A 19760-nucleotide genomic window follows, 5' to 3' on the forward strand; every position below is an offset into this window, starting at 1 on the left:
ACTCAGCCCAGGGACACTCAGCGGACTCCTCAGATCGGCGACCCGTCCATCGGCCCGCGCGAGGCGCCGGAACACCGTCCCACCGGGTGTTACTGTCGTCGAGTCGGACAGCACCCGCACCCTCCGGCGTCAACACCCTTGGGGGGTTTCGAGCGTGACCGAGCAGCTGACCTTCATCGTCTACGCGAGCCGCGCGGTCGAGCCGTTCGACCACGCCCGCCTCGTCGATCTGCTCACCGAGAGCCGGGCGAACAACTCGCGCGACGACATCACGGGCATGCTGATCTACCGCGACCTGGACTTCATCCAGATCCTCGAAGGTCCGGATGCCGCGGTTCGCGCACTCCTGGAGCGCATCGGCCGCGACCCGCGTCACACGCACGTCCGCATCCTGCTCGAGGAGCAGACGTCCGAGCGCAAGTACTCGACCTGGTCGATGGGCTACGAGCCGACCGTGCCGGGGGACGCATCCGACGACGCGGTCGACTCTCTCGCTGCCCCAGGCGACGACGAGTCGACGCGCGAATCCGCCGACGCCCTCGGCGACTGGTTCCACGACAAGGCCGGCGCCGCACGCGACTGACGGCCCGCGTCGGATCTCAGTCGAGGAGGAGCGCCGGCTCTTCGAGCACGGACGCGACGTCGGCGATGAAGCGGCTGATGCCGTCGCCGTCGATGACGCGGTGGTCGAACGACCCCGACACGGTCGTCACGAAGCGGGGACGCACCTCGCCGTCGACGACCCACGGCTTCTGACGGATCGTGCCCATCGCGATGATGCCGGATTCGCCCGGATTGATGATCGGGGTCCCGGCATCCATCCCGAAGACACCGATGTTCGTGATCGTGAACGTGCCGCCCTGCTGGTCGGCGGGCGTCGTCTTGCCGTCGCGCGCGGTGGCGGTCAGCTTCTCGAGCGCACGCGCGAGACCGCGCATGTTGAGGTCCTGCGCGTCCTTGATGTTCGGGACGAGCAGGCCGCGCGGCGTCGCGGCGGCGATGCCGAGGTTGACGTAGTGACGCACGCGGATCTCGGCGCCGTTCTCGGTCTCGACCCACGCCGCGTTGATCATCGGCGTGCGGCGGAGCGCCCAGATGACCGCGCGCGAGAAGATCAGCAGGGGCGAGATCTTGACGTCGGCGAAGTCTGCGGAGGCCTTCAGCCGCTTGACGAGCTCCATCGTGCGGGTGGCGTCGACGTCGGTCCACACCGACACGTGCGGCGCCGTGTAGGCGCTCGAGGTCATCGCGTTCGCAGTCGCCTTGCGGACGCCCTTGACGGTGATGGCCTCTTCACGCGCGTCCGCGGGCGGGGCCGCCGGAGCGGAGACGGATGCCGGGGCCGCGGCGACCGGGATCGACAGCTCCCGCTCCTCGGGAAGGTCGGGGGTCGCGATGTTGCGGAAGACCGAGGCCTGCTCGGCGTGGCGGACGACGTCCTCGCGGGTGACCTCGCCGGCGGTGCCGCTCGGCGACACGTCGGCCAGGTCGACGCCGAGGTCGCGCGCGAGCTTGCGGATCGGGGGCTTCGCGACGACGCCCACGGCACGGGTCACGGGCTTCTCGGCAGGCTTGCGGCGACGCGACTTGACCTCGCCACCGGTGCCGTAGCCAACGAGCACCGAGCCACCGGGCTCCTCGGCGGGCTTCTCACCATGCTCGGAGCGGCCGATGTCGGCATCCGGCTGTCCCTCGCCACCGGCGATGGTGATGATCGCGGCGCCGACCTCGACGGTCGCGCCCTCGGCGGCGAGGATGTCGCCGACCGTGCCGCTGAACGGCGACGGGAGCTCGACGAGCGACTTGGCCGTCTCGATCTCGACGAGGACATCGTTGACGTCGACGGTGTCGCCGGGCGCGACGCGCCACTGCACGATCTCGGCCTCGGTCAGGCCTTCGCCGACGTCCGGCAGGTGGAAGGTCTGCGTGCTCATCGGTGCTCCAGTCAGGTGGGCGGAATCAGTAGGCGAGGACGCGGTCGACGGCCTCGAGGATGCGGTCCGCGTCGGGGAGGAACTGGCCCTCCAGCTTGGCGGGCGGGAACGGCACGTCGAAACCCGACACCCGGAGGACGGGTGCCTCGAGGGCGTAGAAGGCCTTCTCCATGACGGTCGCCGCGACCTCGGAACCGACCGACACGTTGCCGGGCGCCTCCTGCGCGTAGATCATGCGGCCGGTGCGGCGGACGGATTCGAGGATCGGCTCGTAGTCGATCGGGGCGAGCGAGCGCACGTCGATGACCTCGCACGAGGTTCCCTCGCCCTCGGCGAGCGCGGCGGCCTGCAGCAGGGTCGTGACCATCGCGCCGTGGCCGACCAGGGTCACGTCCGTGCCGCGGCGGACGACGCGGGAGGCGTGGAGCGGGAGGGCGCGCTCAGCGACATCCACCTCGCCCTTCATCCAGTACTTGGCCTTGGGCTCGAGGAAGATGACGGGGTCGGGCGATGCGATCGCATCCTGGATCATCCAGTAGGCGTCGTTCGGCGTCGACGGCGAGACGACCCGCAGACCCGGGGTGTGCGCGAAGTACGCCTCGGGGCTCTCCTGGTGGTGCTCGACGGCGCCGATGTGCCCGCCGTAGGGGATGCGGATGACGACGGGGAAGTTCGCGGTGCCCTCGTGACGGTTCGTCAGCTTCGCGAGCTGCGTCGTGATCTGGTCGAAGGCGGGGAAGACGAAGCCGTCGAACTGGATCTCGATGACGGGACGGAACCCGGCCATCGTGAGACCGATCGCGGTGCCGACGATGCCGGACTCGGCGAGCGGGGTGTCGAGCACGCGCTGCGAGCCGAACTCGGCGTGCAGGCCCTCGGTCACGCGGAAGACGCCGCCGAGCGGTCCGATGTCCTCACCCATGAGGAGAACGTGGTCGTCCGCGGCCATCGCTGCCCGGAGGCCCGCGTTCAGGGCCTTCGCGAACGGCAGGGTCTGGATGTCGCTCACGCGTTCCCCTCCTCGAACGACGCTTCGTACTCGGCGAGCCAGCGCTGCTGCTCCTGCACGCGCGGGTGGGCGTCGCCGTAGACGTGGTCGAACATGATCTCGGTCGGGATGTCGCCGAGGGCGTTGGTGCGCACGCGCACGTCGTCGGCGTAGGCGGCGGCGGCGGCATCCACCTCGTCGAAGAAGGATGCCGGGGCGCCACGGTTCTGCAGGAACGCCCGCATGCGCGCAATCGGGTCGCGCTCGGCCCAGGACTGCTCCTCGTCGCTCGTGCGGTACTTCGTCGGGTCGTCGCTCGTGGTGTGCGCGCCCATCCGGTAGGTCAGCGCCTCGATCGCGCGAGGGCCGGCGCCGGAGCGGGCCTCATCGAGCGCGAGCTTGCTGACCGCGTAACTGGCGAGCACATCGTTGCCGTCGACGCGGACCGACGGGATGCCGTAGCCCTCGCCGCGGCGAGCGAGCGGCACGCGCGATTGGGTCGACACGGGGACCGAGATCGCCCAGTGGTTGTTCTGCAGGAAAAAGACCTGCGGGGTGTTGTAGCTCGCCGCGAAGACCATCGCCTCGTGGACATCGCCCTGGCTGGAGGCGCCGTCGCCGTAGTAGACGATGACCGCCTCATCCTTCTCGGGGTCGCCGGTGCCGGTGCGTCCGTCGAAGACGAGACCCATGCCGAGGCCCGTCGCGTGCAGGGTCTGCGCGCCGAGGACGAGGGTGTAGAGGTGCGTGTTCTGGTGCTCGGCCGGGTTCCAGCCGCCGTGCGTGAGGCCACGCATCAACCGGATGATGTCGATCGGGTCGACGCCGCGCGTCGTCACGACGACGTGCTCTCGGTACGACGGGAAGACGTGGTCATGTGCGCGTGCCGCCCGCACCGAGCCGACCTGCGCGGCCTCCTGCCCGAGGGACGGCGGCCACAGCGCGAGCTGGCCCTGCCGCTGCAGGTTGGTCGCCTGCCGGTCGAAGGCGCGCACCACGACCATGTCGCGGTAGAACGTCTCGAGCTCAGCGTCGGTGAGCGCGTCGATCAGCGGGAGGTAGCGCTCCGCCGTCGGGGAGGGGGCGTACGAACCGTCGGCGGCGAGGACGCGGACGACGTCGGATGCTTCGGCCGGAGCCTCGAACGAGGGGGTCACCCTCCCACGCTAAACCCCGACGCATCCCCGGTTCTGCATGAGGTCGACAACGGATGCCGCGATTCGCGGTGCGTTCGGGACAACGAGCGCCGCGCGGGGCGGCATCCGTCGCCGCGGCGCGAGGCCCGCGGGCGGGGCTTCAGCGCGGCTTCAGCGCGGGCACGTCACACTGGGCGCATGCGAGTTCTGGTGGTCGACGACGAGGTGCGCCTGGCCGACGGCGTGCGACGTGGCCTCGAGGCCGAGGGTTTCGCGGTCGATGTCGCGCACAACGGCGTCGACGGACTCTGGCGCGCGCGCGAGACGACCTACGACGCGATCGTGCTCGACCTGATGATGCCGGGGATGAGCGGTTGGAAGGTGTGCGAAGCACTCCGCGCGGAGGAGAACTGGACGCCCGTCCTCATGCTCACGGCGAAGGACGGCGAGTGGGACCAGGTCGACGCCCTCGATGCCGGTGCCGACGACTACGTCACGAAGCCCTTCTCCTACCCCGTGCTCGTCGCGAGGCTCCGAGCTCTCATCCGCCGCGGCGGAGTCGAACGCCCGGTCGCCCTCGAGGCGGGCGACCTGCACGTGGATCCGGCCGCGCGCCGCGTGCGCCGCGGTGACACCCCGATCGAGCTGACGTCCCGCGAGTTCGCGGTTCTCCTCCACCTCATCCGCCACAAGGGGCAGGTCGTCTCCAAGCGCGACCTCATCGCGGGAGTCTGGGACGACGATTTCGAGGGCGACCCGAACATCGTCGAGGTGTACGTGGGGCATCTGCGCCGCAAGCTGGACCGCCCGTTCGAGCGGAACGCGATCGAGACCGTGCGCGGCGCCGGTTACCGCCTGGCGGCCGACGGTGGCTGAGCGGATGCCGTTCCTCAGGTCGCTGCGCGCCCGGATCACCGCCGCCGCCACCCTCATCGTCGCCGTCGTGATGGTGCTCGCGTCGGTCGGGTTCAGCGCCGTGCTGAGCGCGGAGGTACGGGATGCGACCGTGCGCGCGGCGGAGACCCGGGCGACGGAGCTCGCGCAGCGCGTCGAGGCATCCGGGACGGCAGGCATCGCCGACCTCGATGACGACATCGTGCAGGTGATCGACGACTCCGGACGGGTGGTCGCCGCATCCGAGGATGCGGAGGACGGCACCCTTCCCGCCGATCGCGAGGGGCAGGTCGTGACGTACGACGGCGAGCCCGTCGTGATCGTCGTGGAGGACGTCGACGACGACGCGGACACCCGGATCGTGCTCGCCGCCTCGGTCGACGGTGACGAGGCGACGCTGGCGACGGTGGCGTGGCTGCTCGCGGCATCCACTCTTCTCGTCGTCCTCGTCGTCGCGGCCGTCACCTGGTGGGTCGTCGGCCGTGCACTGCGGCCGGTCGGCCGGATCCGCCGGGAGGTCGACGACATCACCGCCGATCGACTCGATCGGCGTGTGCCCGAACCGTCGTCGGGCGACGAGATCGCGGCGCTCGCGATCACGATGAACCGCATGCTCGACCGGCTCGACGCGTCCGCGACGGCGCAGCGGCGATTCGTCTCGGATGCCTCGCACGAACTGCGCTCGCCTCTCGCCACCATGCGCCAACACGCCGAACTCGCGCGGGCTCACCCCGACGCGACGACGCTCGACGATCTCGCCGAGGTGGTCGCCGAGGAGGGCGTGCGGATGCAGGACCTCGTCGACGGCCTGCTCGTGCTGACACGGCTCGACGAACAGGGGCCGCAGCGCCGGGGAACCGTAGACCTCGACGATCTCGCCCTCGCCGAGGTGTCGCGCCTGCGCGCCGCGGGCGTCACCGTCGACGGTTCCGCCATCAGCGCGGCGCAGGTCTCGGGCGACGAGCGCCTGCTCGGGCGGATCGCCCGCAACCTCGCCGACAACGCGGCCCGACACGCGGCATCCCGCATCGCGATCGGGGTCGCCCGCGACGGCGACCACGCGGTGCTGACGGTCGACGACGACGGCGGCGGCATCCCGCCCGAGGAGCGGGAGCGCGTATTCGAGCGCTTCGTGCGCCTCGACGAAGGACGGGCGCGGGATGCCGGGGGCAGCGGCCTCGGCCTCGCGATCGTCGCGGGCGTGGTGCGAGCCTCGGGCGGCACGGTCTCGGTCGGCGAGTCGCCGCTGGGCGGCGCGCGCTTCACCGTGCGACTGCCGGCATCCGACTGAACCTGAACGGCGCTTCAGGTCGCTTCAGGTCAGCTTCAGTACCCGCTCGGCACTCTGGGGTCATGAGCGAGAACAACACCACCCCCGACCGCACGCCCACCACCGACGCGACCGTTCCGATGACGCCCATCGCCGAGGCTCCGGCTGCCGCTCCGAAGCGGCGCGGACGCACCGCCCTGGTCACCGGCGGCGCTGCGTTCGGCGCGCTGCTGCTCATGGGCGGCGGCGTCGCCGCAGGCTCCGCCATGGCGGACGACCGCGACGACCAGCTCGACAGCGTCTCCTCGAGCCAGCGTTCCGACGTGGCCTCGACCGGCAGCACCACGACGACCGACGTGTCCGACGACACCGAGACCGACGACGACGTTCCCGCTGCGGCATCCGGTGACTTCGGCGCCGCGAGCGCGAGCGACCTCTCGGCGATCGCCGATGCGGCCACGGGCGTCGCGAAGGGCGCGCCGACCGGAATCGACGCGAACCGCGACGGCAGCTGGGACGTCTCCCTGACCGCCGCCGACGGCGCCGAAACCGAGGTGCGCGTGGGCGCCGACGGCACGGCCGTCGTCAGCGAGACCGAGCCCGCCGAAGCAGGCGACCGTGCGCCGAAGAACGTGCTCGACGCGACGACGCTCTCGACCATGATCGACGCGGCGCTCGCGGAGCAGCCGGGACGAGTCATCGACATCGACGCGGACGACGACAACCGTTCACCGTTCGACGTGTCGATCCTCACGGGCGACCGCAAGATCGTCGAGGTCACCCTCGACGCCTCCGGAAAGGTTCTGGCGACCGAACTCGACGACTGACCGGATGCCGCCGCGCGGCATCCTCGCTCCGGGCGCGGGTCCTTCGGGATCCGCGCCCGCGCGCGTTCCCGGTGCGACTGCCCGCTGGCGAGATCCACCGCCGGCGGGTGTCGTGCATCCGCCGCCGCGGCGCGAGGCGCCGGCGGGCTTCGCCTGTCGCAATGTGCAACGCGGGGCGGCGTGTTGCGACAGGGGAACGGCGGGCAGAGCTGGGCGCACCGCTCGCCTGCCGCGATGTGCGGCGGGCGGGTCAGGCTCCGCCGCGGGGCTCGCGGGCGTTCGCCCATTCGTCGAAGTCGTCAGGGTCGGGCATCGCGCGAACGACGGCAATTGTCGCGGCAAGATCCGGGGTCAGCAGACACTGCAGCTGATCCATCCCATCGGCATTCTTCGGGTCCTGCATCGGGATCACGAGATACCACTGGTCGTCCGGTCGGAGGGCGACGCGCATGTTCTCGGGCGTCAGCTCTGACCGGTCGATCTGCGCGGCGGGCCCTGGACCTGACGCGGCAGCCTTCGCCATGCAGTTCTCCCTCGCGCTCTGCCTGTCGGCGGCGCTGAGCTGCGGAGGAGCGGGCGTTGCCGACGGTGTCGCACCGGGCTTGGGAGCCTCGACAGAGGCGGAAGGCGTCGGACCCGCGGCTTCCTGGCCGCCGGGGGTGCACCCGGTTAGCGCCAGCGCAGCGGCGGTGAGGATAAGAAGAAGAGAGCGTCGTCGCATGTTCGGACGCTAGCAGTCGCAGACCGCTCGACGACGGCGCATCGATGGATTCCGTTGCATCCCGCCGTGAAAGCACCGCGGCCGGCCCGGCCGCATCGGCTCGAATGTCACGATGAAATCCGCGCCACTCTCGGGCGCGGTCTCGGAAGGATGCGGATGCCTGACCTCTCCCCCCACGTCACCCTCACGACGGGTACCGTCGCCGGCGCGGAGACCGACGGCATCCGCCGCTTCCTGGGCATCCCCTATGCGGAGCCGCCGTTCGGAGAGCGCCGCTTCGCCGCACCCGCGCCGGTGCGGCCCTGGGACGGGGTGCGCGATGCGACGTCATTCGGGCCGACCGCGCCGCAGAGCCCTTATCAGGGGGAGGCGGCGAAGCTCTTCAGCAGCGTCGAGATCGCGGGCGACGACATCCTGACCGTCAACGTCTGGGCCCCCACCGATGCAGAGTCAGCGCCCGTCGTGGTGTGGGTGCACGGCGGCGCCTTCGAGCGGGGCACCGCTGCCCTCGAGGGGTACGACGGCACGACCTTCGCCAACGACGGAGTCGTCTTCGTGTCGCTGAACTACCGCCTCGGCGCGGAAGGGTTCTCGGTGCTCGACGGAGTTCCCCGGAACCTGGGGCTGCTGGACGTCGCCGCCGCGATCGAATGGGTCCACCGCGAGATCGAGGCGTTCGGCGGCGATCCGGAGAGGGTCACCCTCATGGGCGAGTCGGCGGGTGGCGCCCTCGTCGCCGCCGCCCTGGCGCTCCCCCGGATCGGCGAGCGCGTCCAGGGCGCGATCATCCAATCCGGTCCGCTCGATGCCTCCTCGCCGGAGCGGGCCGGCCGCGTCACCCGGGCGATCGCGAAGCACCTCGGCATCCCGGTCACCCGTGAGGCGTTCGCTGCGGTCAGTCCGCAGCGGCTGGTCGACGCGCGGCTGGAGCTGGCGCGGAGGTCATCGCCGGTGCCGACGGGCGGCTTCGCGCTCAGTCTCGATGCGGACTCGGTGCCTCGCCTGCCCGAGGAGGCGTTGGCGGATGTCGCGGCTCCGATCCTCATCGGGACCAACACCGACGAATACCGACTGTGGCTGAGCCCGACCGCGCTCGCCGAACTCGGGCCCCTGAAGGTGGCCGGCCTCAGCCTGCTGGCCCGGATCCCGCCTGGAGCGATGCGTTCAGCGCGGGCGGCCGGGTTCCGCGGGGCCGAAGCTCTCGGCCAAGCGCTGAGCGACAAGATTCTCCGGGCGCCGGCGACGCGTCTCGCCACGGCCCGCCCCCGCCGGACGTTCGTGTACGAATTCGCGTGGCAGAGCCCGGTCCGTGACCTTCTCGCGGCGCACGCCGTCGAGATCGCCTTCGCGTTCGGCCGCGTGAACGGTCCCGACGCGGAGTCGCTTTCCGGTACCGACGCCCCTCAGGACCTCGCTGCCGAGATGCACAGCGCGTGGGTGTCGTTCATCCGGACGGGCGACCCCGGCTGGGCGCCGTTCGGTGGGTCTCGCACGACCCGCGTGTTCGACGCCGTGTCGCAGACGGCGCCCCAGCGCCGCGCGGAGGTCGTCGACGCGTTCCGCTGAGCGGATGCCGCCGGTCGCTCAGCCGCGGATGGCAGCCGCGACCCGCTCGACCACGGTGTCGATGTCGGCGTCAGAAGCCCCGGCATCCGCGTCGTAGAGGAACTCCGTCAGCCCGCGCTGGATGCCGCAGTAGTCGAGGATGCCGGTGCCGATCTGCGTCTCCACGGAGACGTGGTAGCCCCGCCGGTCGTAGAGGCCGGCGTCGGATCCCGCGAGGAGGACGAGGTGCGCGGTGAGATGCCCGAGGCCCGGACGGATGCCGCTCCCCTCGCCGACCCCGAAGGCCCAGCCGTTGGCGAACACGCGATCGATCCACCCCTTCAGGAGTGCGGGCATCGACCACCAGAAGACGGGGAAGACGAGGACGAGCTGGTCGGCGCGCTCGACACGCGCGATCTCTCCCGCGACGTCGTCGGGGTACTCCCCCGCGACCCGGAACGAGTGTCGGTCCGCGAGCGTGAACCGGGGGTCGAACCCCTCGGCCGCGAGGTCCGCCAGCTCGACCTGGTCCGACGGAAGTGCGCCCACGAGGCGCTCGGCGACGCTGTGGGTGAGAGAAGTCGGATCGGGATGTGCGACAACGATCAGCGTGGACATCCGTCCATTCTCCAACGTGCGGAGAGCGCCTCCGCCGGGCGGCGGGAACTTTTACCACATCACCCTTGTCCCCCGAAAGGGGGACAAGGAGCCACGCGGGTCGGCCTAGATTGTGCGTTGCTGTAAACCAACAGTTGGGGAGCTGGGAGAGCCCGCACCCGGCTGGTTTCTGGGGGATTCCAGGCGTTCCTGCGTGCGGGCACATTACAGCGCGACGACCCGGCTGGGGTCAGGGGAAACCTCACCCCAGCCGGGTTCGCCATTCGAGGCTTCCGCTCCGACGGCCGCGGGCGTATCGTTCCCGGCAACCCAGCCCCCGGGTGTCGGTGCGGGATCGCTTCTCCGTTCGTCACGGCGATGCATCCGAGAGCCCCGGGCCGTTGAGCCGCCCTCCCCCCGCGGTTCCGGCCCGGGGACTCATCCGTGTCGGTGACGGCGACGAGGATGGGCGCGTGCCCGCATCCCTTCCGTTCCCGTGTCGCGTCTGCGCGGGTGAGTCCGGGGAGCGGCAGAGTGGCGCCTGGCACTGCGACCGATGCGGGTGGCGGCTCGGCGACGCACCCGACGCCGACCTCCCCCGCCCACGCATCGACGTCGTCTACTACCTCCGCTATCGGGACCGCGTGAAGATCGGGACCTCGGCGACTCCGCGGCGCCGACTGGCCGCGATCATGCACGATGAGTTGCTCGCCTTCGAACCCGGCGATCGCCGCGTGGAGCACGAGCGCCACGTCGAGTTCGCCGACCTGCGCGAGGGCGGCGAGTGGTTCACCCTCACCGGCGCGCTGGCCGCGCACGTCGACGCCGTACGAGCCCGGGTCGGTGAGCCGTGGGCGGCGTACGACCGGTGGCTCGGCGACGCGTACCGGCGCCTGTCTTCATGACAGCGCGTCAGCCGCGGTCGAGGAAGACGCCCAGGCGATCGCCGTCGAGGACGAACTGGATCGCGCGGCCGTCGGGGAGGTCCGCCTCCGGAGCGCCTTCGCCGGTCAGGGGAACAGCCGCCGAAGCAGGGAAGGCGCCGACGGCGCAGCCACCCCAGAGGTTTCCTTCGTACGACCACCCGTCCGTGTCAGTGAATTCCTCCGGATCCGGGATCAACCGGGTCTCGAAAACCCGGATGCATGATGCGCCCTCGGCACTGCCGCTGTAGAAGCCGTACGGCGTCTGGACGACGGTGAGGCCCTCGTACTCGAACGCAAGCCCATCCTCTTCCCATCCGAAGTACCCGGGTGGGATCTGCGGTGTCACACTCGGACTGAGGGTCGCGATCTGGTCGGCGCCCGACGACGTCGACACCGGGGTCATCGCGACCACGGAGTAGGCGAGGCCTGCACCGAACAGGGCGGCAACGACCACGGCTGCGGTCCACACCGCGGTCCGGACCCGTGGGCGGCGCCAGAAGGCCGGCTCGGCCTCCGCAGGCGGCACGACACCGGGCTCGCTCGGTGACGCAGCGGCATCCTCTTCGCGGACGGGTTCTTCGACGGGTGGCACCAGGGGAATCTCCCGGACCGCCGCGGGCCGACCCGCCTCCTCGAGTTCCGCCAACCGGCGCATCGCCTCCGGATCGAGGTGGATGTCGGCGGCCGGCCCGTACGCGCGGGCGCGCAGCGCGCGGAGCTCGTCACTGATCGGAATCCCCATTCGAGCATCGTGACACACCGGGGATCCGTGGCCCGCCTGCATCCATCGATGCCGTCCTTTACTCCATTTCGCGGCTCGCGCAAGTCCACCCTCGACCTGTGCGAGCGGGGGTAGCCTCGTCCCTCATGAGCACTACCGGCACGATTCCCGCGGACGCATTCTCGATCAAAAGCCCCTACGGGCGACGAGCGATCGGGCTCTCGATAGCCGCGGCGGTCGGTGGCTTCCTCTTCGGCTTCGACTCGTCCGTGATCAACGGCGCAGTCGACGCGATCGAGGGCAACTTCGAGCTCGACAAGGTCCTCACCGGCTTCGTGGTGGCCGTCGCTCTCCTCGGCTGTGCCGTCGGCGCGATCCTGGCGGGGACCCTTTCGGACCGCTGGGGCCGCCTCAAGACGATGATGCTCGGCGCCGTCATGTTCCTCGTGTCCTCGATCGGATCCGGCCTGACCTTCAGCGTCCCCGACCTCATCGTCTGGCGCGTCATCGGCGGCATCGGCATCGGCATCGCCTCGGTCGTCGCCCCGGCCTACATCGCCGAGATCGCGCCGCGGCAGATCCGTGGCAGCCTCGCCTCACTCCAGCAGCTCGCGATCACCCTCGGTATCTTCGCCGCGCTCCTCTCCGACGCGGTCCTCGCCAACAGCGCCGGCGGCGCCTCAGAGCAGCTGTGGCTGGGCCTCGAGGCCTGGCGCTGGATGTTCCTGGTCGGCATCGTCCCGGCGGCGGTCTACGGCATCCTGGCCTTCACGATGCCCGAGTCGCCGCGCTTCCTCCTCGCGAAGGGACGCAACGACGAAGCGCGCGAGGTCTTCTCCCGACTCGTCCCCGAGGCCGACCTCGACAAGTCCGTCAACGAGATCCGCTCGGCGATCGACGAGGACCGCAAGAGCAAGAGCGCGTCGCTTCGCGGACCGGTCCTCGGCCTGCAGGGGATCGTCTGGGTCGGCATCATCCTGTCGACGTTCCAGCAGTTCGTCGGCATCAACGTGATCTTCTACTACTCGACGACCCTCTGGAAGGCCGTCGGTTTCGACGAGAGCAACTCGCTGACGATCAGCGTAATCACCTCGATCACCAACGTCGTGGTCACCCTCATCGCGATCTGGCTCGTCGACCGTGTCGGACGCAAGCCGATCCTGCTCACCGGTTCGGTGCTCATGACCCTGTCACTCGCGACCATGGCCCTGGCCTTCGCGTTCTCGGTCACGGTCGACGGCGAGGTCTCGCTGCCCGGTGCGTGGGGCCCGATCGCGCTGGTCGCGGCGAACCTGTTCGTCGTCGGATTCGGCGCCTCGTGGGGCCCGCTCGTCTGGGTGCTCCTCGGCGAGATCTTCCCCAGCCGCATCCGCGGCAAGGCACTCGGCGTCGCCGCGGCCGCGCAGTGGATCGCGAACTTCCTGATCACGGTCTCGTTCCCGGCGATGTCGGGCTGGTCGCTGCCGCTCACCTACGGCATGTACGCCCTGTTCGCGGCGCTGTCGTTCGTGTACGTCGCCTTCCGCGTGCCCGAGACGAAGGGCATGGCGCTCGAGCAGACCGAGACGCTGTTCGTCCGAAAGCCGAAGGACGGCGCGAAGCGCTGACCCACCGCGCGCTCCCGGGACCCGAACTGCCCCCGGAACCGCGCACGACCGACGGGACGCGTCCCCGGAACGCCCGCGCAGGGCACCGGGGACGCGTCGTTCGTCGTCAGGACACGACGGATGCCGCGACCTCGACCACGCGGTCGAGGGACTCCTCCTCGCCGACCGACACCCGGACGCCCTCGCCAGCGAAGGGCCGGACCACGAGGTCGGCGGCCTCGAACGCCGCGGCGACCTCGAGCGACCGGTCGCCCGCGGGCAGCCAGACGAAGTTGCCCTGCGCGGTCGGGACGTCCCACCCGATCTCGCGCAGCCGCGCGACGAGCTGGTCACGGCGCTCGGCGACGATCGCCACGCGCTCGCGCAGCTCGTCCTCGGCGTCGAGGCTCGCGATAGCGGCCGCCTCGGCCTGGGCGGTGACCGACAGCGGGATGCCGGCGCTGCGGGCCACATCGAGGATGCGGGGGTGCCCGACGGCGTAGCCGATGCGCAGACCCGCGAGCCCGTAGGCCTTCGAGAAGGTGCGGAGGATCACGACGTTGTCGTGCCCGGCGGCGATGACCTGCTCGCCCTTGACCGCTGCGGCATCGGTCACGAATTCGACGTACGCCTCGTCGAGGACGATCAGCACATCCGAGGGGACGGCCGCGACGAACGCGTCGAAGTCGGCCTGGGTCACGACGGCGCCGGTGGGGTTGTTGGGCGTGCAGACGAAGACGGCGCGGGTGCGGTCGGTGACGGCCGCCGCGAGCGCGGGAAGGTCGACGGCGGCGGCGTCGTTCAGCGGCACGATGACGGGGGTCGCGCCCGTGACCGTCACGATGCCGGGGTACGCCTCGAAGGAGCGCCACGGCAGGACGATCTCGTCGCCGACGGATGCCGCGGCCTGAGCGAGCTGATACAGGATCGACACGGAGCCCGCGGCGATGTGGATGCGGTCGTCACTCACGCCGAACCGCTCGGCGAGCCGGGCTCGGAGCCGGCCGGCGAGCGCGTCGGGGTAGCGGTTGAACGCGACCGTACCCCGCACCGCGGCGACGACGCCGGGCAGGGGATCGAACGGGTTCTCGTTGCTGGAGAGCTTGTAGGCGGTGGCGCCGGCCTGTTTGCCCTGCTTGTAGGAAGGCAGGACGGCGATCTCAGGGCGGACCCGGATGGGGATGTCGGTCACGCGACGAGTCTACGAGCGGCGTGGGGACCCCTCCGCGATACCGAGTGCGATGTCGCTCAGATGATTCGTCACGAACGCCACAACCAGGACCACAGCGATGCCCACTACAGGAACCACCCAGCTGAGCCGATGAGAGCGCAAAACGAAGAGAAGAATGGTCGCGATAGCAACCGCACCGAAGCCTACGAGAGCGCAGAGCATGCTCGCCATCTGCAACATCTCGAAGTCGCACGATTGACTGCACCGGGGAATGCTGATGACTCTGAACCACACCAGAAAGCTCGATACAACGGCGACGACCAGCAGGACCGCCCAGAGAACCCATGCCAACCTGGCATGAGGCCCGCGAACCGCGCGCTCAGTCACGCTTTCACTCCTGGTTACTCAGCGTGTAGTCCATCCACTGATACGCATCGTACGCCCGCAGCGCGCCATAAGAGTTGTGAATTGACATTGCTTGAGAACCAGTACCGGATGCGCAGAAGTAATCCCCTGCCAGGCAGTATGACCGCACCGCTTGAACCCACCCCATCTTGGTACTGCGGTACGGCCACCCCCAAGTGCTTCATCGCGTTGAGTTGATCCCAGTAGCTTTGCGGCATTGGCCCCATGAATCCAGCCGTCGAGTTTTGCGAGCCAGGAGCGTTCACCGGCTGTCCCGGCTTGTAGTTCGGATCACCGAAGAGAATTGCCGCTCGAATGATTTGTCGTGCTCGGGTCGATAGGTTGACGTAGTTTGCTCCGAAGTCGACAAGCGCAGTCCGCACTACCGCTGCTCCCTGAGAGTGACCAATCAGCACGACGGCAGGCGAAATCGACCCGCATTTAGTGGCGACGTAATTCAGCTCATTGACGAGGTTGGTTCTGCCGGTCGCTACGCTCGTAAGGTAATCCAATCCCCCGGCTGGGTATGCGAGACCATGATAGTAGTAAGGAAATGGGTCACTTTTTATCAGGTTGATGAATGGAGCAATTTCCGGGCCCCATCCTCCCGTACTGTAAATACGACCGGAATGCAGCGTTCCGCCGGTTCCGGGCGGGACATCTGTTCCTCGCACTGCAATTACGACCGCATACTCACACATATCTCCATATGCTGCGCTGGCAGGTGTCGGGCTCACTCCAACCAGGAGGAGGCCAACCGAAACCGCCGCTGTCGCAGACAGTAGCGCCTTCTCAATGCGAGAGCGGATGCGCGCTCGTACTCGGTACTTGTCTTCGCTGTCTGGTCGCCTTGCAACTCGATCGCGCATTTCTCCCCCTAACAGCGCGACCCATCTATGTCGCCCTGGTTGTTTGCAGCATTGCACACCGATCCCCTTCGTTCCTAGAACAACGGGGCACGAGCCTACGAGCACGGGAGAGAGCACGTTCTTCCCCCGGCGCACGGACGTGCGTGCCAGACTGCGGGCATGCGCTTCATCATCCGCGTCGTCATCAATGCGTTCGCGATCTGGGTCGTCACCCTCATCGAGCCGCTGCGCGTCGAGGTCACCCCGTTCGCGCCCGGCGAGACGCTGCAGCTCGTGCTGTCGCTGATGGCAGTCGCCGCCGTCTTCGCCATCGTCAACACGGTGATCGGCACGGTGCTGAAGATCCTCGCCTTCCCGCTCTACATCCTGACCCTGGGCCTCATCTCCCTCGTCATCAACGGGTTCCTGTTCTGGCTGACCGGATGGTTCACCGCGTGGTGGGGCTGGGGCCTCACGGTCGAGTCGTTCTGGCTGGGCGTGCTCGCGGCGCTCCTCATCTCGATCATCAACTTCGTCTTCGGGATCATCCTGCGTCCGCAGACGAAGGCGTGACGCCCTCCTCGGTGTCGTAGACGAAGACCTCGACCGATTCGGCCTGACTGAACTCGGCCAGGCGCTGCCGCACGGCATCCATCCGCGGATCGGACGAATCGTCGAGCATCTCTGCGGTTTCGGTGTACGCGTCCATCTGGTGGGAGTCGAGCCACGGCCAGGGGTTGACGTTCCGCTCGACGACCATGCTCCCCGTCGCGCCGATGGAAGCGTCGTGTCCTCCCGCGGCCAGGAGCGGCACGAAGTCATCGCTGTGACGGAAGTCCACTTGGAGCGTGTCGGCACCCACGTCCGCCTGCACGGGGTTCCCGAAACCGACGAGCATCGGCACCTCGTACTCCTCTTCGAGTGCGAGGCGGCTTGCGATCATGGCCCCCTGCGAATGACCGCTGACCATGACGGAATCGCCCGGCTTCGCGCCTGCCTTGTCGAGGGCGATGCGCGCGGACTCGTAAGACGACGACGCGGCCCCGAGGTACAGCGGCAGATTCGAGGCCATGCTGAAAGCCCCGTCGTCGTCCTTGTCCCGTGTCCCCGAGACGTAGAGCGCGAACCGCTGATGACCGTCGGGCATCGTGTACCGCTCGACCCGGATGTCGCCGGGACGCTCCGTGGACGGCTGACGCCTGGCAAGGGCAGCCATCGAGTCGGGCGCCGTGCCCTCTCGGAACGTGATCAGCCGGACCGTCGGCGTCCTGGGCGTTCCGACGAGTCTGCTGCCGTCAGGAATCGCCCCCTTCCCCGCGGACCGGATCGCGTGCGCTCCCGCGCCGTACAGACCCAACACCGAACCGCCGAGTGGGGCGACCAGAATACCCGCCCAGGCCAGCTCGCCGCCCACCGTCGCGAACGGGTTGGGGGCATCGGCGAGCGCCTGTTCCGCGAGCTCGGCGGCTTCGGGAGAGGACGCCTCGAGCTCCTCGATGCGTCGGGCCAGGAGCACTGCATCGCGTCGATCCTCCGCGTCGCCCGCGGCCGCAGCGACCTGGCGAGCCTGCAACTCGACGAGCTCATACGCCGTGGCGGTGTCGCGGAGGGCCGTGACGAGCATCCCACCCTGCTCGCAGATCGTCGTCGCGACGGTGACCGGGTGCGCCGCAGTGCCTCCGATCATCGTGATACCGAGCAGCTGATCGACCTGCTTCAGCGTCGCGCGGAGGGTCTCCGCTTCGGCGACCGCCAGGTCCGCCCGGGCGGCGGCGTGACGCAGTGTCTCGGTGTCGACGGCGACGACGCGCCCGCTCCGGATCTCGAGGTCGCCCACTCACCCCACCGCCTGCATCCATTGGCGATCGCGCTGCGTCTGATCGATCACCGACGGGATCGTCGTCGTCAGGCGGACGATCTCGCTCTCCCAGGCCGAGACCGCGGCGCGGAACGCGTCAGCGGCGGATGCGCTCCAATCGACGACCGGCGCCAGCCGGCGGACGTCGTCGAGCAGCCGCAGGGCCTGTCCATCGGCGGCGCGCAGGAGAGCAAGCGCCTGATCGAGGGTGGCAAGGCGCTCCTCGAGGGGAGCGCCCCAGAGATAGGGGGATGGCGCAACGACATCGGACATGCGTCGAGGGTGGCCCGCGGCATCCGCTTCTGAACGGCGTCGGGGAAGGGCAGTGGATGCCGCGCGCGGCCTCCGGTCTGTGCAGAAGGCCTTTCGATCAGCACAATGGAGGAGTGCCCGCGCCCGATGATGCTTTTCGCGTGGTTTTCGTGTGCACCGGGAACATCTGCCGCTCCCCGATGGCGGAGGTCGTGTTCCGGTGGTTCGCCGATCAGGCGGGACTCGGCGACCACGTCGTCTCGACGAGCGCCGGCACGGGCGAATGGCACGTGGGCGAGCGCGCCGACAGCCGCACCGTCGACGCTCTCAACCGGCGCGGCTACGACGGGACCCGCCACCGGGCGAAGCAGTTCTCCCGCGAGGACTTCGACAGCAACGACCTCGTCATCGCCCTCGACCGATCGCACGAGCGGATCCTCTCGGAGTGGGCGCGGAGCCCCGCCGACGTCGACAAGCTCGCGCTGCTGTTGAGCTTCGACTCGCGCGGCGACGGCGTGCTCGACGTGCCCGACCCCTACTACGGGGGGCCCGCGATGTTCGACGAGGTGCTCGGTATGATCGAGAGCGCCAGCCGGGCCCTGTTCCGGCAGCTCGAACCCGCGCTTCGCCGGTGAGCGCATCCCCCACCGAACGGAGTCGCGTGTCCTCCCTGCCCTCGATGTCGCTGAGCCCCCTCGACGGGCGCTACGCCCCCGCTGTCGCCCCCCTCGCCGAGTACCTCTCGGAGGCCGGCCTCAACCGGGCCCGCGTCGAGGTCGAGGTCGAGTGGATCGTCGCGCTCACCGACCGCGGCCTGTTCGGGTCGTCGGCGCTGACCGACGCGCAGAAGGAGTCGCTCCGCGCGCTCTACCGCGACTTCGGGGCTGAGGAGATCGGCTGGCTCGCCGAGAAGGAAGCCGTCACCCGCCACGACGTCAAGGCGATCGAGTACCTCGTGCGCGACCGGCTCTCGACGCTCGGTCTCGATGCCATCGCCGAGCTCACGCACTTCGCCTGCACGAGCGAGGACATCAACTCCGCCTCGTACGCCCTCACGGTGCAGCGCGCCGTCGAGCGCGTCTGGCTGCCGAAGCTGCAGTCCGTGATCGCCTCGCTGACGGCCCTGGCCGACGAGCACCGGGATGCCGTCATGCTGTCGCGCACGCACGGGCAGCCCGCGACGCCCTCGACGATGGGCAAGGAGCTCGCCGTCTTCGCGTGGCGCCTGCAGCGCGTCGCCGATCAGATCGCCGGCGGCGACTACCTCGCCAAGTTCTCGGGCGCGACCGGCACCTGGTCGGCGCACCTCGCCGCCGAGCCCGACGTCGACTGGCGCGCGCTGTCGCGCGAGTTCATCGAGGGTCTCGGCATCGGCTTCAACGAGCTGACGACGCAGATCGAATCGCACGACTGGCAGGTCGAGCTCTACGACCGCGCGCGGCACGCGGGCGGCATCCTCCACAACCTCGCGACGGACGTCTGGACCTACATCTCGATGGGCTTCTTCGCCCAGATCCCCGTCGCCGGGGCCACCGGATCGTCGACGATGCCGCACAAGATCAATCCGATCCGCTTCGAGAACGCGGAGGCGAATCTCGAGATCGCGGGCGGCCTGTTCGCGACGCTGGCGGCGACCCTCGTGACGTCGCGTCAGCAGCGCGACCTCACCGACTCGACGACGCAGCGCAACATCGGCGTCGCGTTCGGGCACTCGCTGCTCGCCCTCGACAACCTGCTGCGCGGACTGACGGAGATCTCGCTTTCACGCGGCGTGCTGCTGGCCGACCTCGACGCGAACTGGGAGGTCCTCGCCGAGGCGATCCAGACCGTCGTCCGCGCCGAGATCGTCGCGGGTCGCTCGCAGATCACCGACCCCTACGCGCTGCTGAAGGACCTCACGCGCGGCCGCCGCGTCGGTGCACCGGAGCTCGCCGAGTTCGTGCAGGGTCTCGACATCGGGGATGCCGCGAAGCAGCGCCTGCTCGCGCTCACCCCCGCCGGCTACGCGGGGCTCGCCGACCGACTGGTCGACCTGCTCGGCTGAGCGGGGGCGCGCCGCGGGCGTGCGGCGTGCGGCGTGC

Annotated in this window: 19 protein-coding genes; 10 read left to right on the plus strand and 9 right to left on the minus strand. The window is 69.6% G+C overall.

Going from position 1 to position 19760, the window contains the following annotated elements:
• Positions 1–154: 154 nt before the first annotated feature.
• Positions 155–583 carry a BLUF domain-containing protein gene (locus ABQ271_RS14305; RefSeq protein ID WP_349309393.1) on the plus strand — a complete coding sequence of 143 codons (429 nt, stop codon included), beginning with the start codon at positions 155–157 and terminating at the stop codon, positions 581–583.
• 16 nt (positions 584–599) lie between these two features.
• On the opposite strand, the gene ABQ271_RS14310 is transcribed toward ABQ271_RS14305, so the two are convergent.
• From ABQ271_RS14310 to ABQ271_RS14320, 3 genes are read right to left on the minus strand one after another with little or no spacing between them, the layout of a single operon-like run.
• On the minus strand, positions 600–1934 hold the full coding sequence (locus ABQ271_RS14310) for a dihydrolipoamide acetyltransferase family protein (RefSeq protein ID WP_349309394.1): 1335 nt from the start codon (positions 1932–1934) through the stop codon (positions 600–602).
• 25 nt (positions 1935–1959) lie between these two features.
• Entirely contained in the window at positions 1960–2943 is a 984-nt protein-coding gene (locus tag ABQ271_RS14315) for an alpha-ketoacid dehydrogenase subunit beta (protein WP_349309395.1), read from the minus strand.
• Positions 2940–4079 carry a thiamine pyrophosphate-dependent dehydrogenase E1 component subunit alpha gene (locus ABQ271_RS14320; RefSeq protein ID WP_349309396.1) on the minus strand — a complete coding sequence of 380 codons (1140 nt, stop codon included), beginning with the start codon at positions 4077–4079 and terminating at the stop codon, positions 2940–2942. Before ABQ271_RS14320 ends, ABQ271_RS14315 begins: the two co-directional genes overlap by 4 nt.
• Before the next feature lie 177 nt (positions 4080–4256).
• Here ABQ271_RS14320 and ABQ271_RS14325 point away from each other — a divergent pair, with 177 nt between their 5' ends.
• From ABQ271_RS14325 to ABQ271_RS14335, 3 genes are all read left to right on the plus strand, one after another.
• Positions 4257–4934 (plus strand): response regulator transcription factor, encoded by a 678-nt coding sequence (locus ABQ271_RS14325; protein ID WP_349309397.1) that lies wholly within the window; start codon positions 4257–4259, stop codon positions 4932–4934.
• A 4-nt stretch (positions 4935–4938) separates the two neighbouring features.
• Complete coding sequence (locus ABQ271_RS14330) at positions 4939–6243, plus strand: ATP-binding protein (RefSeq protein ID WP_349309398.1); 1305 nt, start codon at positions 4939–4941, stop codon at positions 6241–6243.
• 62 nt (positions 6244–6305) lie between these two features.
• Complete coding sequence (locus ABQ271_RS14335) at positions 6306–7049, plus strand: hypothetical protein (RefSeq protein WP_349309399.1); 744 nt, start codon at positions 6306–6308, stop codon at positions 7047–7049.
• Positions 7050–7299: 250 nt separating this feature from the next.
• Here ABQ271_RS14335 and ABQ271_RS14340 read toward each other — a convergent pair whose 3' ends face one another.
• Complete coding sequence (locus tag ABQ271_RS14340; protein ID WP_349309400.1) at positions 7300–7572, minus strand: hypothetical protein; 273 nt, start codon at positions 7570–7572, stop codon at positions 7300–7302.
• 354 nt (positions 7573–7926) lie between these two features.
• Between ABQ271_RS14340 and ABQ271_RS14345 the strand changes: the two genes are divergently transcribed.
• Positions 7927–9336, plus strand: coding sequence for a carboxylesterase family protein (locus ABQ271_RS14345; RefSeq protein ID WP_349309401.1), 1410 nt, complete (start codon positions 7927–7929; stop codon positions 9334–9336).
• Positions 9337–9354: 18 nt separating this feature from the next.
• Here the strand turns inward: ABQ271_RS14345 and ABQ271_RS14350 are convergent, their stop codons facing one another.
• Positions 9355–9933 carry an NAD(P)H-dependent oxidoreductase gene (locus ABQ271_RS14350; RefSeq protein ID WP_349309402.1) on the minus strand — a complete coding sequence of 193 codons (579 nt, stop codon included), beginning with the start codon at positions 9931–9933 and terminating at the stop codon, positions 9355–9357.
• 452 nt (positions 9934–10385) lie between these two features.
• Between ABQ271_RS14350 and ABQ271_RS14355 the strand changes: the two genes are divergently transcribed.
• On the plus strand, positions 10386–10817 hold the full coding sequence (locus ABQ271_RS14355) for a GIY-YIG nuclease family protein (RefSeq protein WP_349309403.1): 432 nt from the start codon (positions 10386–10388) through the stop codon (positions 10815–10817).
• A gap of 7 nt (positions 10818–10824) precedes the next feature.
• Here ABQ271_RS14355 and ABQ271_RS14360 read toward each other — a convergent pair whose 3' ends face one another.
• On the minus strand, positions 10825–11580 hold the full coding sequence (locus ABQ271_RS14360) for a hypothetical protein (protein WP_349309404.1): 756 nt from the start codon (positions 11578–11580) through the stop codon (positions 10825–10827).
• Positions 11581–11705: 125 nt separating this feature from the next.
• Between ABQ271_RS14360 and ABQ271_RS14365 the strand changes: the two genes are divergently transcribed.
• Positions 11706–13166: a sugar porter family MFS transporter gene (locus ABQ271_RS14365; RefSeq protein WP_349309405.1), complete on the plus strand. Its 1461-nt coding sequence runs from the start codon at positions 11706–11708 to the stop codon at positions 13164–13166.
• Between the two features lie 106 nt (positions 13167–13272).
• On the opposite strand, the gene ABQ271_RS14370 is transcribed toward ABQ271_RS14365, so the two are convergent.
• A complete protein-coding gene (locus ABQ271_RS14370) occupies positions 13273–14337 on the minus strand; it encodes a histidinol-phosphate transaminase (RefSeq protein ID WP_349309406.1) in 1065 nt (354 codons plus the stop codon).
• 1412 nt (positions 14338–15749) lie between these two features.
• On the opposite strand from ABQ271_RS14370, the gene ABQ271_RS14375 reads away from it, so the two are divergent.
• A complete protein-coding gene (locus ABQ271_RS14375) occupies positions 15750–16142 on the plus strand; it encodes a phage holin family protein (protein ID WP_349309407.1) in 393 nt (130 codons plus the stop codon).
• On the opposite strand, the gene ABQ271_RS14380 is transcribed toward ABQ271_RS14375, so the two are convergent.
• The gene (locus ABQ271_RS14380; RefSeq protein WP_349309408.1) at positions 16114–17406 is read right to left on the minus strand and encodes a hypothetical protein; all 1293 of its coding nucleotides are present in this window, start codon (positions 17404–17406) and stop codon (positions 16114–16116) included. The genes ABQ271_RS14375 and ABQ271_RS14380 overlap by 29 nt on opposite strands.
• A complete protein-coding gene (locus tag ABQ271_RS14385; protein WP_349309409.1) occupies positions 17407–17700 on the minus strand; it encodes a hypothetical protein in 294 nt (97 codons plus the stop codon).
• Positions 17701–17840: 140 nt separating this feature from the next.
• On the opposite strand from ABQ271_RS14385, the gene ABQ271_RS14390 reads away from it, so the two are divergent.
• Together ABQ271_RS14390 and purB are read left to right on the plus strand one after the other, a co-directional pair.
• Positions 17841–18314, plus strand: a complete 474-nt coding sequence (locus ABQ271_RS14390) for a low molecular weight protein-tyrosine-phosphatase (protein ID WP_349309410.1) — start codon at positions 17841–17843, stop codon at positions 18312–18314.
• 26 nt (positions 18315–18340) lie between these two features.
• Positions 18341–19723, plus strand: a complete 1383-nt coding sequence (gene purB / locus ABQ271_RS14395) for an adenylosuccinate lyase (RefSeq protein WP_349309411.1) — start codon at positions 18341–18343, stop codon at positions 19721–19723.
• Positions 19724–19760 lie beyond the last annotated feature (37 nt).

Source organism: Microbacterium sp. MM2322 (genome assembly GCF_964186585.1).
GTDB lineage: Bacteria > Actinomycetota > Actinomycetes > Actinomycetales > Microbacteriaceae > Microbacterium.

What these genes read in the sequence shown, in the direction of transcription:
- ABQ271_RS14375 (WP_349309407.1), top strand. Translation starts at nt 15,750, where the DNA reads ATGCGCTTCATCATCCGCGTCGTCATCAATGCGTTCGCGATCTGGGTC.
- ABQ271_RS14360 (WP_349309404.1), bottom strand. Translation starts at nt 11,580, where the DNA reads ATGGGGATTCCGATCAGTGACGAGCTCCGCGCGCTGCGCGCCCGCGCG.
- ABQ271_RS14385 (WP_349309409.1), bottom strand. Translation starts at nt 17,700, where the DNA reads ATGTCCGATGTCGTTGCGCCATCCCCCTATCTCTGGGGCGCTCCCCTC.
- ABQ271_RS14365 (WP_349309405.1), top strand. Translation starts at nt 11,706, where the DNA reads ATGAGCACTACCGGCACGATTCCCGCGGACGCATTCTCGATCAAAAGC.
- ABQ271_RS14310 (WP_349309394.1), bottom strand. Translation starts at nt 1,934, where the DNA reads ATGAGCACGCAGACCTTCCACCTGCCGGACGTCGGCGAAGGCCTGACC.
- ABQ271_RS14345 (WP_349309401.1), top strand. Translation starts at nt 7,927, where the DNA reads ATGCCTGACCTCTCCCCCCACGTCACCCTCACGACGGGTACCGTCGCC.
- ABQ271_RS14325 (WP_349309397.1), top strand. Translation starts at nt 4,257, where the DNA reads ATGCGAGTTCTGGTGGTCGACGACGAGGTGCGCCTGGCCGACGGCGTG.
- ABQ271_RS14340 (WP_349309400.1), bottom strand. Translation starts at nt 7,572, where the DNA reads ATGGCGAAGGCTGCCGCGTCAGGTCCAGGGCCCGCCGCGCAGATCGAC.
- ABQ271_RS14350 (WP_349309402.1), bottom strand. Translation starts at nt 9,933, where the DNA reads ATGTCCACGCTGATCGTTGTCGCACATCCCGATCCGACTTCTCTCACC.
- ABQ271_RS14335 (WP_349309399.1), top strand. Translation starts at nt 6,306, where the DNA reads ATGAGCGAGAACAACACCACCCCCGACCGCACGCCCACCACCGACGCG.
- ABQ271_RS14330 (WP_349309398.1), top strand. Translation starts at nt 4,939, where the DNA reads ATGCCGTTCCTCAGGTCGCTGCGCGCCCGGATCACCGCCGCCGCCACC.